Below are 15,704 nucleotides of genomic sequence, written 5' to 3' on the forward strand. Positions count from 1 at the left end.
CTCGGACCGCGTAGAAGCAGTCTGACGCCGCCTCAGAGTCGTTCGACGTTCTTCGCTCGTGGCCCCTTCTCCGCCTGTTCGATTTCGAACTCGACCTCCTGTCCCTCTTCGAGGTCCGGGCCGCCGACGTCTTCCATGTGGAAGAACACGTCCTCGTCCGCCTCGTCCGTCTCGATGAAACCGTAACCGCCCGTGTCGTTGAAGAACGCCACTTTACCTTGCGCCATACGGTTGAACGAACGTCACTTACAGATATAAGGGTTGTGGGGTGGTGACGTTCCCCAACGGCCGTTCGGTCGGCCGTCTCGAGGGGACTGCTGTCGTCAAGAGCGGGGGCGACGCTGCGTGAGGCGTCACTCGGAGGGTCGTTGTACGGCGACGAGCGACTGCACCGACTGTCGGAGTTCGCCCTTCCGAACCGGCTTCTCCAGCAGCTGCCGTGCACCGAGCGACAACGCCTTCTGGCGGACTTCGCTCGAGAGTCGCTTCGCGAGCACGAGGATAGGGACGTCGAGCGACTGTAGTCGCTCACACCGATCCCAGATCTCTCCGGTGAACCCGTCGATGTCGAGCACCGTCAGCGACACCCCGTCGGCCTCCTGTAACAGTTCGTCGAACTCGTCGATGTCGTCCGCGGTCAACACCCGGTAGCCGGCCTCGTCGAGGAGCTTCGTCATCAGTTCGAGGTTACGACTCCGCGAGGCGACCGCGAGGATGAGTGCGTCGCCTTCGGTCATCCGTCTCTCCGTATCCTCCGGTCGTCCGTCTCTCCTCGCCGTCGCGACGCCGACCGTCGCCTCATGGGCCGCATCGGTGAACCTCCTCCCACATGGTTCGTTCACTCTTGCCGCAGTGACAAAACGTTGTTTGCCGTGGGACGGGTCGTTCGCTACTTCCCGCGTAGTCTTCCGAACAGACGGTATCGGCCGTCCGGGTCGTATCGCCGGAAGAGCAGACTGTTCGCCAGCACCGAGACGCTGGAGAACGCCATCGCACCGGCGGCGAGCACCGGTTGGAGCAGTCCGAGCGAAGCCAGCGGGATCATCGCCGTGTTGTAGCCGAGCGCCCAGAAGAGGTTCTGCTTGATCTTCGCCAGCGTCCCCTCCGAGACGTTGATGGCGCGGAGCACGTCCGCGGGGTCGTCCCGCATGAGCGTCACGTCCGCCGCCTCGATGGCGACGTCCGTCCCGCTGCCGAGCGCCGTGCCGACGAACGCCGCGGCGAGCGCCGGGGCGTCGTTGACGCCGTCGCCGACCATCATCGCCCGGTGACCGTCGGACTGGATCTCCTCGACGACGCTCGCCTTGTCCTCCGGCAGCACGCCCGCGCGGACGTTGTCGGGGTCGATGCCGACCTGGTCGGCGACCGCGCGCGCCGTCCGTTCGTTGTCGCCGGTGACGAGCATCACCGTCAGACCCCGTTCGCGGAGCGCCGAGACGGCCATACTCGACTCGGGCTTCACCTCGTCGGCGACGGCGAGCACGCCGAGCAGTCGGTCGTCGAGCGCGACGAGCATCGCCGTCTTCCCCTCGCGCTCCAACTCGGCCATCGTCTCCTCGGCGGCCGAGGGGTCGACGTCGTACTCGCGCAGCAGGTCGGGTTTCCCGACGAGGACGTCGCCGCGGCCGGTCCGCGCGCGGATTCCCTTCCCCGCGACGTTCTGGAGGGCGTCGGGGTCCGAGACGTCGATACCGCGCTCTCGGGCACCCTCGACGACGGCCTCGGCGATGGGGTGTTCGCTGCCGGCCTCCGCGCCGGCGGCGACGTCCAACAGGAACTCTTCGGTGAGTTCCTCGTCCGTGACGGAGTCGTCGCCGGAGACGACGTCGACACCGGCACCGTCTGTCTCGGGGCGGAGCACCCGGACGTCGGTGAGCGTCATCTCACCTTTCGTGAGCGTGCCGGTCTTGTCGAAGATCACCGTGTCGACGTCGCGGACGCGTTCGAGCACGTCGCCACCCTTGAACAGGATACCGTGACTCGCGCCGATGGCGGTCCCGACCATCGTGGCCGCCGGCGTCGCGAGTCCCAGCGCACAGGGACAGGCGATGAGCACGGCCGACGCGAAGACGATGATGGCGAACTCGGCGGTCGAGACGGTCGCCGGACCGCCGGCGACGAGCCCCCACAGCGGCAGCGAGTCGACGACCCCGGACAGCGCACCGGGGAACAGATACCAGACGACGGCCCACAGCAGCGCGTTCGCGATCACCGCCGGGACGAAGTAGGCGCTGATGCGGTCGGCCAGCGTCTGGATCTCGGGCTGGCGACTCTGGGCGTCGCGCACCATCTGGACGATCTGCTGGATGGCCGTCTCCGAACCGACCTTCGTCGCGCGGACGTAGACGAGACCGGTCTCGTTGACCGTCGACCCGACGACCTCGTCGCCCGGTTCCTTCTCGACGGGGACGGACTCGCCGGTGACCATCGACTCGTCGACGGCGGTCTCTCCCTCGAGGATCTCCCCGTCGGTCGGAATCTTCTCGCCGGGTCGGACCTTCAGCACGTCGCCGACCTGCACCTCCTTCAAGGGGACCTGCCGCTCGTCGACGAACTCGCCGTCTTCCTCCGTAACGACGGTCGCCTCGTCGGCCTCAAGTTCGAGTAGCTGCTCGATCGCCGCGCCCGCCTGGCTCTTCGAGCGGGCCTCGAGGTAGTTACCGAGCGTGATGAACGTCAGGATGAGCGCGGCGCTCTCGAAGTAGAGCCCGCCCGCGACGAGGCCGAACAGGACGGCCAGACTGTAGCCGTAGGCCGTCGTCGACCCCAGCGCGATGAGCACGTCCATGTTGGCGGTCCGGTTCTTGGCGAGCGCCTTGTAGGAGTTGACGTAGAACTCCTTGCCGAGGACGACCTGCACGGGCGTCGACAGCGCCAGCGCCCACCAGCCTCGACCGACGCCGAACGGTTGCTCGGGGACCGGCAGCCCCACCAACTCGCCCATCATCAGCACCGACAGCGGGACCGAGAGCGCCACACCGAACAGCACGAGTCGGAGCTGTCGTCGTACCTCGGCGTTCCGGGCGTCCTTTCGCCGGTCAGACTCGCTCTCCTCGCCGCCGGTGTCGCGGACGGGCGAGTACCCCGCATCCTCGATAGCGTCGTAGACGTCGTCGCGGTCGGCGACGGCGGGGTTGTATCGCACCTGCGCCTCGTCGGTGGCGAAGTTCGCGTCGACCGAGACGACCCCCGGAACTTTCGAGACGGCCGACTCGACCGTCTGCGAGCAGTTCGCACAGGTCATGTCGGTGATGCCGACCGACAGCGTCTCGGCGACCGGTTCGTACCCCGACTCCTCGACGGTCTCGTAGATCTCCGCCAACGAGATCCGCTCGGGGTCGTACTCGACGGTCCCCTCGTCGGTGGCGAAGTTAACGTTCACCTCTCCGACTCCCTCGCGCTCCGTCAACGCCTCCGTGATGGTGGACGAGCAGTTGGCACAGCTCATCCCCCGTATCTCGAGTCTGACTCGTTCCATGGAGTTCACTTGTCTCTTATTACGGGTCCCTTACTCATGCGGGTTGTGCCTCAGAAACCGTCGTCGACTGCGACCGAAACTTTCGATACAAAAGCGAACTCGCAGCTCAAGCCCCACTCTGGAGGCGTTCGAACCGCTCCTCGAAGTTGGTGAGACACGATCCACAGCAGAAGTGGTAGAGCTCCCCCTCCAGACGGGTGGACTCGCCCTCACTGGTCACGGTGTTGCTGCACTCCGCACAGGTGAGCGACAGCGTGGCTTCGCCGAGCGACGGCGTCCACTCCGCCTTCCGGAGAAGTCGGACCTCCACGTCGCGGAGCCGTTCGAGGTCGACCGCCTCGTCGAGCAGCCCGGTGACGTCGCCGTCGCGGACAGTCGCCTGCACGACGACAGCGCCGTCGGCCGTCTCGAACGTGTGTTCGACCGCCTCGAGGTCGCGGAGTGCGGCCGCCACCTCACTCGTGCGGGTCACGGGTACGCCGAGTTCGACGAGGACGGGGACGCCCGACGTGAGAAGCGACTGGTCGACGTCGACGGTGAACCCGCGGACGACGCCCAGCTCCCGAAGACGGTCGATCCGGTCGGAGACGGCCGGTGCCGAGAGGTCGACGTGCTCGGCGATGTCACTGTACGGCCGTCGGGCGTCCGCTACCAGCAGACGCAGGATCTGTCGGTCGGTGTCGTCGAGGTCGCGCATAACTGGTCGTACTCGCTCCGTCCGCTTATCGGTTCCGAGAGTAGTTTGAATTCGAAAGTGAATGCGTCGTTCACCCACCGTCTCGAAAGAGAAAGCCGCTAAAGTATCCCGAACCTAGGGGACACCATGACGACACTCACTGTCGAAGGGATGAGCTGTGAGAGCTGTGAGGCGACCGTCGTAGAGGCGCTCGAGGGCGTCGACGGTGTCGAGCGCGCGTCCGCCGACCACGAGGACGACGCTGCGACCGTCGAGGGCGACGCCGACCCGCTGGACCTCGTAACGGCGGTGAACGAGGCGGGGTACGACGCGCAGGCCTGAGATCACTCCCGTTCCTCCCGCGCCATCGCGTGGAACTCGTCGTTCGGGCGCATGTCGGCGAACATCGCCATCCGGTTCGAGAGGTTGAAGAAGGCCGTCACGCTGGCGACGTCCCAGATCTCCGCCTCGCTGTAGCCGGCCGCACGGAGGTCCTCGAGGTCGCGCTCGGTCACTTCGGTGGGACGTTCGGTGAGTTTCACGGCCACGTCGAGCATCACCAACTGCGCGTCCGTGACGTCGGCCTGCCGGTAGTTGGCGACGAGTTGGTCGGCCAGCTTCGGATTCCCGCTGTAGATGCGGAGTAGCGCGCCGTGGGCGACGTTGCAGTAGTAGCAGTGGTTGACGCCCGAGACGGCGACGACGATCATCTCCACCTCCTCGCGGTCGAGTGCGGTGTCCTCGACGAGCGCGTCGTGGTAGTCGAAGAACGCCCGGAAGTGCGAGGGCTTGTACGCGAACGCCGAGAAGACGTTCGGAGTGAACCCCGCCCGCTCGGTCTCATCGGCGATCCGCTCGCGGAGATCCGCGGGGAGGTCGTCGTAGTCCGGGACAGGGAACCGCTGCATCGCGTCGTCGTCGAGTGTCGGGTCGGCCATACCGCGCGGTTCGACGCCACACCACTTAACCGTAGGTCGCCGAACCGTTGACGGCCCAGTAGGACGTCGACTCCACCGTGACTCCCGAAACGCGCGACATCGTCGACGAGTACTGGTCCGACGCGCTCGACTGCTCGCGCGAGACGCTCCGGAGCGACGGCGTCGCTGTCGTCGCGAGCGACGCCAACGACACGAACGACGTCGAGATCGTCGCACGCGGCGGCTCGGCCGTCGTCGCCGTCGCCCCCGATCGATCGACCGTCGTCCGTGAGGCGCTGGCGGGTCTCGACGCGGTGGACGTCGTCGAACCCGGCGTCCTCGTCGAGCGGTTGGCCGCAGTCGACGTGGCTGTCGACGACGTTCTCGGTCCGGCGTTTCTCGGCTACGTTGACGACTCGACGCTCTCACCCGTCGAACGGCCGGCCCGAGTGCTGACCGAAGGTGACGACCGCGCGTACGACGAGTTCCGTGCGGCGTGCGACGACGAGTGGAGTGCTGGCGGGTCGTCGTTCGTCCCGGGCCGTTCAGTCGGCCGGTTCGTCGGGTCCGAGTTGGTTGCACTCGCAGGCTACGAGGTCTGGGACGATACGCTCGCGCATATCGCCGTCGTCACCCACCCGGAACACCGAGACGAGGGCCACGCGCAGGCGGTCGTCTCCGAAGTCGCACGGGCCGCACTCGACGCGGGACTCGTCCCGCAGTACCGGACGCTCGACGCGTGGCCGTGGTCGGTCGCCGTCGCGACGAACCTGGGGTTCGAACGGTGGGGGACGAGCGTCCTCGTCCGTCCGGCGTGACGCGGTCGATTCAGAGGCCGCGTATCGCGACCACCGTCGCCGCCGCGACGGCGAAGACACCGAGAGCGAACAGTCCGTAGTTCCACACCGTACTCTTCGCGGGCGTGAGGGACAGCGAGTAGCGTTTCGTCGACAGCGGCCACAGGAAGTTCACGCCCATCGGGGTGATGACGTCACCGAGGAGGTGGGCGACTACGGTGACGCTCCCGAGGAGGAAGCCGAACGCGCCGAGACCGACCGTCCCGACCCCATCGACGGTGACGACGAGCCCGAGGTTCCGTTCGAGGAACACTCCGACCGCGGCGAACACGCCGCCCACGAACGCCGCGAAGAGAAGCGAGTGCGTCGGCCCGCGGTGGGTGACGTACGGGAGTTTGTGGTCGACGTCCGGCAGCGTCGACAGCCACACCATCGTCGCGCCGGTGACGAACGCGAGCTCGACCGCCCCGGCGGTGACCAACAGGAATCCGATGGGAGCGAAGACGAGAAGCGAGACGCCGAAGTGGCCGAACCGGTACATAGAGAGAGGTTGCGCCAATTCGGACAAAAACACACGGGTCTCCGCGGCCGACGTGCTCGATCGGAGCGACCCTCGCCGGAGCCGACGTCACATCGCCCACGACGGCCGGGGACGTGAGCTTTAATCCGCCGGAGACGCTCCCTGAAGACGTGCTCCAACTCGGGCCCTTCTCGGATCTCATTGGCGTGTTCGGGCCGTTCGTCATCCCAGTCGTTCTCTTCGTCTGTGGGCTCCTCGGCTATCTGATCCTCGTCGCACTCGGTCGTGCTGGCCTGGGAAACGGTAGATAGCGACCCGACTGACGGTCAGTCGACACCGCCGGAAACTCTTTTGTTCAGACCAATAGTTACGAATAATCTGACATTAACTAACTGTGTAGTGTCCGAAGCAGAAGCGAAGAGATGTCAGAAGTGTTCTTCAACCTGACCGGATTCCAGCGCGACCTCCTGTACGTGATCGCTAACCTAGAGAAACCCTCGGGACAAGCCGTCAAGGAGGCCTACGAGAACTCCGTCGAGAACGAGATCAGCGACGCTCGACTGTACCCCAACCTCGACACGCTCGTCAACGAGGGGTTGTTGCAGAAAGGCGATCTCGACCGGCGGACGAACTACTACACCATCACCGACGAGGGGCTGAGAGCTCTCGAGACACGACGGACGTGGGAGAACGGTCTCGTCGCACAGTTTCACTGACGGTCGACCATCCAGAGGTCGGTGCGGCGTTCTCGGAGTCGCTCAGTAGTCTGTGTCCCCCCGCGTGAGTGGTGACGCCGTGTTCGGGAACCCCCGGTCGACGGTGTTCCCACCGGTCAGGGTCGCTCGTACGCTTCGATCGTTTTCTACGGGAATGACTACACCGAGCTGGATGTCACTCACTTCCGGTAAGGAAACGGTACGTTGGGACGAAACGGACAACTCTTCTGCGATCCGCTCGCGGAGTGACAGTCGTCGCAGAAACAGTAGTGTAGCGCCGGACGACCGGAGTCGATCCACTCAGTTCGTTCTGAAGAGGTTCACGAGCGAGTCGACCATCCCGTTCTGCGCACGGTCGGCGGTTCGTTCGGCCTCGACTCCCTCAGCCGCCGCGTGGCTGCCGTCCTCGGGTCGGTCGCCGTCCACTGACTTCGCCTCCGAACCGTCCCCGTCGTCGCCCTCGTCGGCGTCCGACGACGCGACGTTCGGATCGAAGTGGAGATACTGGTAGTACTTCCGGGCGTTCTCCTCGTGGAGTTCGACCGTCCCCCGGTCCTCGTCGTAGTCGATGATACCGACGTCGTCCATCGTGGGTAGATGCGTCTGGTGTAGCGAGACGTACACTCGCTTTCGGTCGGTCGTCGTCACCTCCTCCATCTCGATTCCTTCCTCCGCGGCCGCGACGTGTCGGGCGAGCTCGCCGCGCGACAGCGTCCCGTCGCTCTGCTCGAGGTAGTGCAGCAAGAGTCGGCGACGACTGCTGCGTAAGATCATGAAGACCGTATCTTTCGACTCGTCGGTCAGGCTGTCGTTCGTCGAAGGTCCCGTTCCCACCGAACCTTTCTGATTTTCTAAGTTGGCAGACCCCATACCATTCGTATTAGCTGACTATCATAAAAATATGGTCAGATTTTGACACTCATGAGCGGCCGTGAATTTTCAGATAAACGTACAATACCCAAAGAAAGTGTTAGCCGAAATGAAGTACTGCTATAGAGTCATTAACGATCGATTATCTGTCTTACATATAAATAAACTACCGATATCTCGCCCTTTTTGATTGTTGATAATTCGTTGTTATGGGAGTGACAAGTCTCCACCGACCGGTGTCAGAGAAGTTCACAGCGGTCAGTGGCGGCGATCGCCTCCACGGTCCGCCTTCGACCGTCAAGTCAGGACAGTCGAAGGCGGACGCCAACCGCTCGGCGGTCGGTGACGTTCGCCGAAGCGGGCACGGAGCGACGGAGTAGGAGGCAGTTACGGGGTGTCGCCGTCGACGCCGGCGGGTCACCTCGACCGACTAGTCACTCAGTTCACTTATCAGTTCTGTGTATCTGGTCGTTCTGGCCGTCTGAGGGAAAAATCCCCCCGTTCATACGGACGTGTCGACGCCGTTCGATCGCCCGCTGTCTACTGCTCTCGGAACGTACGCACCGCCTCCCGCGTCGGCAAGGCCGTCATCGCGCCGCCCGCGGTCGTCGTCGTCGCGGCCACCGCGTTGCCGAACGCCAGCGCCTCGGACAGCGGTTCACCCTCGGAGAGCGCGGCGATCGCACCGGCCGTGAACGCGTCACCCGCGCCGGTCGTGTCGACCGGGTCGACCGAGTAGCCGTCGTGTGTGACCTCGGTCTCCTCGTCGGCCCACGGCGCGTCGGCCGTCGCGTACGCATACGACCCTTCGTCGCCGAGGGTGACGAGCACGGTGTGGGGGCCGAACTCGCAGAGTTGCCGGGCGAGGTCGGCCGCGTCGCCCTCGAACCCCGCCTCTCGGAGGTCTTCGGGCGTCGCCTTCACCACGTCAGCGAGGCGGAACCCTTGCTTTGCGGCCTCGACGTAGGAGAACTCCCCCCACCGTTCGGGTCGTGAGTTCGGGTCGAACGACACGATCGAGTCGGTCATCCGAGCGCGTTCGGCGAGGTCGACGACAGCGTCGCGGGAGGGCTCGGTGTCCAACGACAGCACGTCCACGTGGACCCAGTCGTAGTCGGCGAGTTCGTCGTCGTCGACCGTTCCCGGCTCCATCCGGGTGTCGGCCGTCCGGTCGTGGTAGAAGCTGAACTCCCGGTCTGCGTCCTCCCCGAGACTGACGAACGCGAGCGTCGTCTGTGCCTCGGAGTCCCGTTCGACCAGCTCGCCGGAGAGTCCCTCGTCGGCGAGCGTCTCGACCAGGAAGTCGCCGAAGGCGTCGTCGCCGACGCGGGTCCAGAAGTCGACGTCGGCGTCGAGACGGGCGAGGCCGACGGCGACGTTGGCGGGTGCGCCGCCGGCGCGTTTGTCGAACGAGTCGACCGACGCGAGCGGGCCGGGTGCGTCGGGGATGAAGTCTATCAGCGTCTCCCCTGCGACGAGAATCCGTGGCATACTCCCTCTTGGACTAGGTGGATGAAAAGCGTCGCCGGTCCCGGTACGGTTTGCACGAACGTTTATATCACTTCGTCGGAATGTCGGACGTATGACTATCGACCCGCGCGGCTACGACCTGGGGGAACTGCGGGACGCGGCCGACCGTTCCCAGTCGAACGCCCGTGAGAACCGAGGCGGGCACACCGAGGAGTGACGTCTCTCCCGTCTCGGCGGCGGCTCACAGCAACGCCGCCAGTCGGCGCTTGCTGACGCCGAGATAGTCGACGTCGTGCGTGAACACCTCCAACGAGAGCGTCCCCGTCCAGTCGTCGCCGAGGGCGTCGAAGACCGCCGGAAAGTCGATGTCGCCCGCGCCGAACGGGAGATGTTCGTCTTTCGCCTGTCGCGTGTCGTTGAGGTGGAGGTGGCCGATGCGGTCGCCGAACCGCTCGGCGAAGGCGGCGATGCCCGCCGAGTCGCGGCCGTCCATCCGCGCGTGACCCGTGTCGAGCGTCATCGAGACGTCGGTCTCCCGCAGGAGTTCCGAGAACTCGTGGGTCCGGAAGACGCTCCGCGGGACGTTCTCCGCGCAGAGTTCGACGCCGGCCTCGCTCGCGTGTTCGTCCAGCGTTCGCAGTGAGTCGACGACGTTCTCCCGGAGCCCCCTGGCGTCCCAGGCGGGCGACCAGGCTCCGGTCGTCGGGTGGACGACCGCCTTCTCCGCACCGAGGGTGGCCGCGGTGTCGACGGCGGCGGCGAGTTCTCGCACGGACCCCGCTCGGACGTGTTCGAACGGCGACCCGAGGTCGACGCCGCCGAACGGGAGATGGACGAGCAGATCGAGGTCGTGTGTCGTCAGCGACGACCGGAACTCGTCGCTGCGGGCGGCGAGTCGCGTCCGCTCGTCCGCACCGTCCATCATCACCTCCACGAAGTCGAACCCGTGGTCGGCGGCGACTTCGAACACTGTCTCGTGGCTCATCCCCATCTGGGTGACGAACCCGATTCGGCAGTCCATACGGACAGTGCGTCCGCCGACGAGTTATAGCTCCGAGACGAACGAGGCGACCGAGGAGTTCGGGTCCGAAGGTGACTGTTCAGCTGACCGAGCACTGCTCGGACGGAGCCGTCGGCCGTCCCGTCGGGGAGATGTCAGCGAGGGGATTTTTACCGACGGGGTCGAAACGACCGACAATGGCTGACACGCGGGACCCACTGGCCGCCTTCGACGACACAGTCATCGAGACTGTCGCTCGTGAGCGAAATATCGAGGTGACCGAACTCCGTGACCTCGTCCGCCGACAGCAGGAGGTCGTCCGTTCGCTCCCCGGCGTCGACGACATCGTCTACGAGTGGCGCAAGGCGTTCGCCACCGACCCGCTGGTCGAGCGGCGACCCGAGGGGTACTATCTCTCCGTCCCGAACCACGTCTGGCCGGAGTTCGCCACGTCGTTGTCGGCGTCGACGGCCGAACTGAACGCGCTCCGTGCGGTCCACGACCGGCAGTTCCGTGCCGTCCTCGGCGACGACGGCGGCGACAACGACGCCATCGTCCTGACCAGACCCTGACGCCGTCTTCGAACCGCTTCGAAACCGCTCGAGAGGAGCCGGTTCGACAGCCGTTCCCACAGCACGAAACGATTGATTAGTGCCGCGGCTCTCTGCGTTGGTATGCCAGGTCCAGTGTTCCTCCACAACGAGACCGTCGAACTCCGGACGGTCGAAACGGACGACCTCAAGTTCGTCCAAGAACAGGTCAACGACCCCGACGTCTGGGGGATGCTCGGCATGTCGGCCCCGAAGAACCGACACGACGAGGAGGAGTGGCTCGACTCACTCACCGGTGACGACGACACGGTCAACCTGCTCGTCTGTGACGACGGGACTCCGGTCGGCCTGATGGGTCTCCACGTCGACGAGACGTGGGGCGTCGGCGAACTCGGCTACTGGGTCGCACCCGACGCGCAGGGGAACGGGTACTGCACTGCAGCCGTGCGACTGATGTCGACGTACGCGTTCGAGGAGCGACGACTCCACAAGGTCGTCGCCGAGGCGTACGAGCACAACAGCGGGTCACAGCGTGTGCTGGAGAAGGTCGGCTTCACGCAGGAGGGTGTCCACCGCGAGGAGGCGTTCGTCGGCGGTACCTACCGCGACCTGTTGCACTACGGACTGCTCGCCGACGAACTGTCGTCGGTTTCCTCGTCTTAGAGCCCGAGTTGGCGGCCGAGCACGAGATGCTGGATCTCGCTGGTCCCCTCGCCGATCTCCATCAGTTTGGCGTCGCGGTAGAACCGCTGTGGCGCGAAGTCCTCGGTGTAGCCGTAGCCGCCGAGAACCTGGACGGCGTCTTCGGCGACTTCTCTGGCCGCTTCGCTGGCGTCGAGCTTCGCGAGCGCCGACTCCTTGGAGACGCGGTTGCCGGCGTCGTAGCGACAGGCGGCCTTGTGCGTCAGGAGGCGTGCGCGCTCGGTCTTCCGGTACATGTCGACGATCTTGTCGCGGATGGCGTCGTGTTTCGCGATCGGCTTGCCGAACTGCTCGCGCTCCTTCGCGTAGCCGTGGGCGGCGTCGTACGCCCCCTGTGCCAGCCCCGTCGAGAGCGCGGCGATAGAGATGCGGCCGCCGTCGAGCGTCTTCATCGTCTGTTTCCACCCCTCGCCCTCCTCGCCGAGCAGGCGGTCCTCGGGGATGCGAACCTCGTCGAGCGAGATCTCACACGTCGGCGAGCAGTTGAGTCCCATCTTGTCCCAGACGGTGGTGACCTCGAACCCGTCGTCCTCGTTCGGGTCGACGATGAACGTCGAGATGCCGTCGTACCCCTCGCCGGGGTCGGTGACGGCTTTCACGAGGACGCTACCGGCGACACTGGCGTTCGTGATGAACTGCTTCGTCCCGTCGAGGACGTACTCGTCGCCGTCTTTCTCGGCCGTCGTGTCCATATCGCTAGCGTCGCTCCCGCTGCCGGGTTCGGTCAGCGCCCACGCACCGATCTCCTCGCCCGTCGCCAGCGGAGTGAGCCACCGCTCTTTCTGCTCGTCCGTCCCGAACAGCTCGATCGGTTTCGAGGCGAGCGAGATATGCGCGGCGTAGGAGAGTCCGATACCGCCAGAGACGCGGCCGAGTTCCTCGGTGACGAGCGCGTACATCAACTGGTCGCCGCCGAGGCCACCGTACTCCTCGGAGACGGGGACACCCATCATGTCGAGGTCGGCGAGTTGCTCGAAGACGTCGGCGGGGAACCGGTGGTCGTTCTCGAGTTCCTGGGCGACGGGGGCGATCTCCTCCTCGCAGAACTCGCGGACGGTGTCGCGAATCATCCGGTGTTCCGCGGGTAACTCGAAATCCATAGGCAAGGCTTGCGAGAGCGACGTGATAAAGTCAGCGAACGACCGTGACAGACTCGCGCGGCCCGTGATAATTATACGAAACGGCGACGAAAGACGGGACGATGGATTTTCGCCGCCTCGTCAGGGGGCAAGTCGAGTGGGATCGACTCGAGGAGGTCGTCCGCGAACTCACGGTCCGATACGACCGGGAGGAGGTCCACGTCCGGTTTCTCGACGCCGACAACTGGCTCTCGACACCGATGGTCGTCGACGACGAGTGGTTCGTGAAGGTGATCTCGAAGCAGAACTCCGTCGTCCACGCGCTCTTCACGACCGGCCGGAACCTGGGTGCGTTCTCCAGCGGGACGGAGGGGTTCTTCGAACACTTCGGGACGCCGCTCCAGATGGCCGAACACGAACTGGAGGCGACGAAGCGGATGCGGGAAATCGGCGTCAACGCGCCCGCACCGGTCGAAGCGCTCGAAGTAAACGACCTCGGCGTCCTCGTGTTGGAGTATCTCCCGGAGTTCCGCTCGCTGGGCGAACTCGACCGCGAGACTGAACGGCGACTCGCTCCGGATCTCTTTGCCAACCTCCATCTGATGCACGAGAACAGCCTGGCCCACGGCGACCTCCGGGCGGAGAACGTGCTCATCCGCGACGGCGAACTCTACTTCATCGACGCGACAAGCGTCCGCGAGGACGGTCGCGAGGACGCCCGGTCGTACGATCTAGCGTGTGCGCTCGGCGTGCTCGAACCGCTCATCGGCGTCCAGGCGAGCGTCGACGCCGCCCTCTCGGCGTACACTGTCGAGGAGCTGCTGGCGGCCCGAGAGTTCATGGACTTCGTCAACATCCGACCCGACCACGACTTCGACGCTGCCGGGCTGAAAGGAGAGATCGAGAAGCGCGCGTCGTGAGGATCGGGCTCTACTCTGCGCTCGCGTCGAGATGCTTCTCGAGCAGGTTGACGTTCCGTCTGTTGGCCCGCCAGAACGTGTCGAAGATCGTCCCGAGCACCGGGATCGAGCCGATGGCGAGGTCGAGTCCGATGTACGCCAGCATCTTCCCGATCGCCGTCATCGGAACGCCCAGCCGAGCCGCCTCCAGCGGGATGTACAGCGAGAGGGCGCTGCTCACGAGGTCGCCGGAGACGGGCAGCAGGCCGAGAAGCGGGTCGAGTCCGATCTTGACACCGATGACCGGCAGTTCGATCCCGTCGTCGAGCAGTGACGCGAGCGCCTCCGACCGCTGTAGCGCTGCCTCGCTTGCCGCGTCGAAGAGCTCCGAGTCGTCGGGAAGGTCGACGTCGTTCATTGTGTCTCTCCATTCGTCTCCCGGAAGGATGTACGTGGTGGCTGTATATTCCAGTCGTGCGAGTCGCTCTCGCGCGTGTCGTTGACTTCCAATCTAGGGGGTTTTTCACGTCCGATGACGCAAATTTTACCACACCATGAGCGACCAATCAGACGAGACGTACCGCCACTACATCGGCGGAGAGTGGACGGACGGCGACGGGTCGGAGACGTTCGAGAGCGAGAACCCGGCGACGGGCGAGGTGCTCGGCGAGTTCCGCCGTAGCACCGAATCGGACGTCGACGCCGCGCTCGCAGAGGCCGAGGAAGCGGCCGAGGAGTGGCAGGCGCTGTCGCACATCGACCGCGCGGAGTACCTCTGGGAGATCTACCACGAACTGCGCGAGCGGACCGACGAACTGGGCGAGATCGTCTCGAAAGAGTGCGGCAAAGAGATCTCGGAGGGGCGGGCGGACGTGATCGAGGCGTATCACATGGTCGAGTGGGCCGCCGGCGACGCTCGCCACCCGAAGGGCGACGTGGTGCCGAGCGAGATCCCCTCGAAGGACGCCTACATGCGGCGGAAACCGCGGGGTGTCGTGGGCTGTATCACGCCGTGGAACTTCCCGGTGGCGATCCCGTTTTGGCACATGGCCGTCGCGTTGGTCGAGGGCAACACGATCGTCTGGAAGCCGGCCGAACAGACGCCGTGGTGCGGACAGATCATCGCCGAGATGTTCGAGGAGGCGGGCATCCCCGAGGGCGTGTTCAACATGGTCCAAGGGTTCGGCGACGCGGGGGCATCGATCGTCGAAGACGAGCGCGTCGACACGGTTCTGTTCACTGGGAGCGCCGAGGTGGGCCACGAGGTCGCCGAGAAGGTGGCTCAACAACCCGGCAAACTGGCGGCCTGCGAGATGGGCGGGAAGAACAACGTCGTAATCACCGAAGAGGCAGATCTGGACATCGCCGTTCACTCGGCGCTGATGAGTTCGTTCAAGACGACGGGACAGCGCTGTGTCTCGTCGGAGCGATTAGTCGTCCACGAGGACGTCTACGACGAGTTCAAAGAGCGCTTCGTCGAACTCGCTCAGAACGTCTCGGTCGGTGACCCCCTCGAAGAGGACACGTTCATGGGGCCGCTCATCGAGGCCGAGCACAAGGAGAAGGTTACGAAGTACAACCAACTGGCCAAAGACGAGGACGTGAACGTGTTGGTCGACCGGACCGAGTTGGACGCCGAGGAGATTCCGGAGGGGCACGAGGACGGCCACTGGGTGGGTCCGTTCGTCTACGAGGCCGACGCCTGGGAGGACCTCCGCTGTACCCACGAGGAAGTGTTCGGCCCGCACGTGGCGCTGCTGAAATACTCCGGTGACGTCGAGGAGGGCGTCGCGATCCAGAACGACACCGACTACGGACTCGCCGGTGCCATCATCTCGGAGAACTACCGCCAGATCAACTACTACCGCGACAACGCCGAGGTCGGCCTCGCCTACGGCAACCTCCCGTGTATCGGCGCGGAGGTCCACCTGCCGTTCGGCGGGGTCAAGAAGTCCGGCAACGGCTACCCCTCGGCCCGTGAGATCATCGAGGCTGTCACCGAGCGGACCGCCTGGACGCTCAACAACTC

Annotated in this window: 19 protein-coding genes; 8 read left to right on the forward strand and 11 right to left on the reverse strand. The window is 65.1% G+C overall.

Going from position 1 to position 15,704, the window contains the following annotated elements; genetic code table 11:
- Window positions 1-32: 32 nt before the first annotated feature.
- The 4 genes from BSG17_RS15955 to BSG17_RS15970 all read right to left on the reverse strand — a co-directional run bounded on the left by BSG17_RS15955 (window position 33) and on the right by BSG17_RS15970 (window position 4,175).
- Window positions 33-227: a cold-shock protein gene (locus BSG17_RS15955; protein WP_089825870.1), complete on the reverse strand. Its 195-nt coding sequence runs from the start codon at window positions 225-227 to the stop codon at window positions 33-35.
- Between the two features lie 126 nt (window positions 228-353).
- Window positions 354-737 (reverse strand): response regulator, encoded by a 384-nt coding sequence (locus BSG17_RS15960; protein WP_089825871.1) that lies wholly within the window; start codon window positions 735-737, stop codon window positions 354-356.
- Between the two features lie 152 nt (window positions 738-889).
- Window positions 890-3,478 carry a heavy metal translocating P-type ATPase gene (locus BSG17_RS15965; protein ID WP_089825873.1) on the reverse strand — a complete coding sequence of 863 codons (2,589 nt, stop codon included), beginning with the start codon at window positions 3,476-3,478 and terminating at the stop codon, window positions 890-892.
- Window positions 3,479-3,584: 106 nt separating this feature from the next.
- On the reverse strand, window positions 3,585-4,175 hold the full coding sequence (locus BSG17_RS15970) for an AsnC family transcriptional regulator (RefSeq protein ID WP_089825875.1): 591 nt from the start codon (window positions 4,173-4,175) through the stop codon (window positions 3,585-3,587).
- A 126-nt stretch (window positions 4,176-4,301) separates the two neighbouring features.
- Here BSG17_RS15970 and BSG17_RS15975 point away from each other — a divergent pair, with 126 nt between their 5' ends.
- Window positions 4,302-4,496 (forward strand): heavy-metal-associated domain-containing protein, encoded by a 195-nt coding sequence (locus BSG17_RS15975; protein WP_089825877.1) that lies wholly within the window; start codon window positions 4,302-4,304, stop codon window positions 4,494-4,496.
- Between the two features lie 2 nt (window positions 4,497-4,498).
- Here the strand turns inward: BSG17_RS15975 and BSG17_RS15980 are convergent, their stop codons facing one another.
- Window positions 4,499-5,092, reverse strand: coding sequence for a peroxidase-related enzyme (locus tag BSG17_RS15980; RefSeq protein ID WP_089825879.1), 594 nt, complete (start codon window positions 5,090-5,092; stop codon window positions 4,499-4,501).
- Between the two features lie 77 nt (window positions 5,093-5,169).
- Between BSG17_RS15980 and BSG17_RS15985 the strand changes: the two genes are divergently transcribed.
- A complete protein-coding gene (locus BSG17_RS15985; RefSeq protein ID WP_089825881.1) occupies window positions 5,170-5,889 on the forward strand; it encodes a GNAT family N-acetyltransferase in 720 nt (239 codons plus the stop codon).
- 10 nt (window positions 5,890-5,899) lie between these two features.
- Here BSG17_RS15985 and BSG17_RS15990 read toward each other — a convergent pair whose 3' ends face one another.
- Window positions 5,900-6,409 carry a metal-dependent hydrolase gene (locus tag BSG17_RS15990; RefSeq protein ID WP_089825883.1) on the reverse strand — a complete coding sequence of 170 codons (510 nt, stop codon included), beginning with the start codon at window positions 6,407-6,409 and terminating at the stop codon, window positions 5,900-5,902.
- A gap of 113 nt (window positions 6,410-6,522) precedes the next feature.
- On the opposite strand from BSG17_RS15990, the gene BSG17_RS27100 reads away from it, so the two are divergent.
- On the forward strand, window positions 6,523-6,699 hold the full coding sequence (locus BSG17_RS27100; RefSeq protein ID WP_170864822.1) for a hypothetical protein: 177 nt from the start codon (window positions 6,523-6,525) through the stop codon (window positions 6,697-6,699).
- Between the two features lie 111 nt (window positions 6,700-6,810).
- Window positions 6,811-7,104 carry a PadR family transcriptional regulator gene (locus tag BSG17_RS15995; protein ID WP_089825885.1) on the forward strand — a complete coding sequence of 98 codons (294 nt, stop codon included), beginning with the start codon at window positions 6,811-6,813 and terminating at the stop codon, window positions 7,102-7,104.
- Between the two features lie 300 nt (window positions 7,105-7,404).
- Here the strand turns inward: BSG17_RS15995 and BSG17_RS16000 are convergent, their stop codons facing one another.
- The 3 genes from BSG17_RS16000 to BSG17_RS16010 form a co-directional block, all read right to left on the reverse strand.
- Window positions 7,405-7,878 carry a DUF7344 domain-containing protein gene (locus tag BSG17_RS16000; protein WP_139246649.1) on the reverse strand — a complete coding sequence of 158 codons (474 nt, stop codon included), beginning with the start codon at window positions 7,876-7,878 and terminating at the stop codon, window positions 7,405-7,407.
- Window positions 7,879-8,514: 636 nt separating this feature from the next.
- Entirely contained in the window at window positions 8,515-9,465 is a 951-nt protein-coding gene (locus BSG17_RS16005) for a carbohydrate kinase family protein (protein ID WP_089825889.1), read from the reverse strand.
- 220 nt (window positions 9,466-9,685) lie between these two features.
- A complete protein-coding gene (locus tag BSG17_RS16010; protein ID WP_089825891.1) occupies window positions 9,686-10,465 on the reverse strand; it encodes a sugar phosphate isomerase/epimerase family protein in 780 nt (259 codons plus the stop codon).
- A gap of 176 nt (window positions 10,466-10,641) precedes the next feature.
- Between BSG17_RS16010 and BSG17_RS16015 the strand changes: the two genes are divergently transcribed.
- Window positions 10,642-11,016, forward strand: coding sequence for a DUF8048 family protein (locus BSG17_RS16015; protein ID WP_089825893.1), 375 nt, complete (start codon window positions 10,642-10,644; stop codon window positions 11,014-11,016).
- A 102-nt stretch (window positions 11,017-11,118) separates the two neighbouring features.
- On the forward strand, window positions 11,119-11,658 hold the full coding sequence (locus BSG17_RS16020; protein WP_089825895.1) for a GNAT family N-acetyltransferase: 540 nt from the start codon (window positions 11,119-11,121) through the stop codon (window positions 11,656-11,658).
- Here BSG17_RS16020 and BSG17_RS16025 read toward each other — a convergent pair.
- Window positions 11,655-12,797: an acyl-CoA dehydrogenase family protein gene (locus BSG17_RS16025; protein WP_089825897.1), complete on the reverse strand. Its 1,143-nt coding sequence runs from the start codon at window positions 12,795-12,797 to the stop codon at window positions 11,655-11,657. The two genes, BSG17_RS16020 and BSG17_RS16025, sit on opposite strands and share 4 nt — an antisense overlap.
- Window positions 12,798-12,898: 101 nt before the next feature.
- Here BSG17_RS16025 and BSG17_RS16030 point away from each other — a divergent pair, with 101 nt between their 5' ends.
- Window positions 12,899-13,696, forward strand: coding sequence for an RIO1 family regulatory kinase/ATPase domain-containing protein (locus BSG17_RS16030; RefSeq protein ID WP_089825899.1), 798 nt, complete (start codon window positions 12,899-12,901; stop codon window positions 13,694-13,696).
- 10 nt (window positions 13,697-13,706) lie between these two features.
- Here BSG17_RS16030 and BSG17_RS16035 read toward each other — a convergent pair whose 3' ends face one another.
- Window positions 13,707-14,093 (reverse strand): DUF4112 domain-containing protein, encoded by a 387-nt coding sequence (locus BSG17_RS16035; protein ID WP_089825901.1) that lies wholly within the window; start codon window positions 14,091-14,093, stop codon window positions 13,707-13,709.
- A gap of 136 nt (window positions 14,094-14,229) precedes the next feature.
- Here BSG17_RS16035 and BSG17_RS16040 point away from each other — a divergent pair.
- Window positions 14,230-15,704, forward strand: a 1,475-nt coding sequence (locus BSG17_RS16040) for an aldehyde dehydrogenase family protein (protein WP_089825904.1), incomplete at its 3' end; no start/stop codon positions are given.

Source organism: Halogranum amylolyticum (assembly GCF_900110465.1).
In the GTDB taxonomy this organism is placed as follows: domain Archaea; phylum Halobacteriota; class Halobacteria; order Halobacteriales; family Haloferacaceae; genus Halogranum; species Halogranum amylolyticum.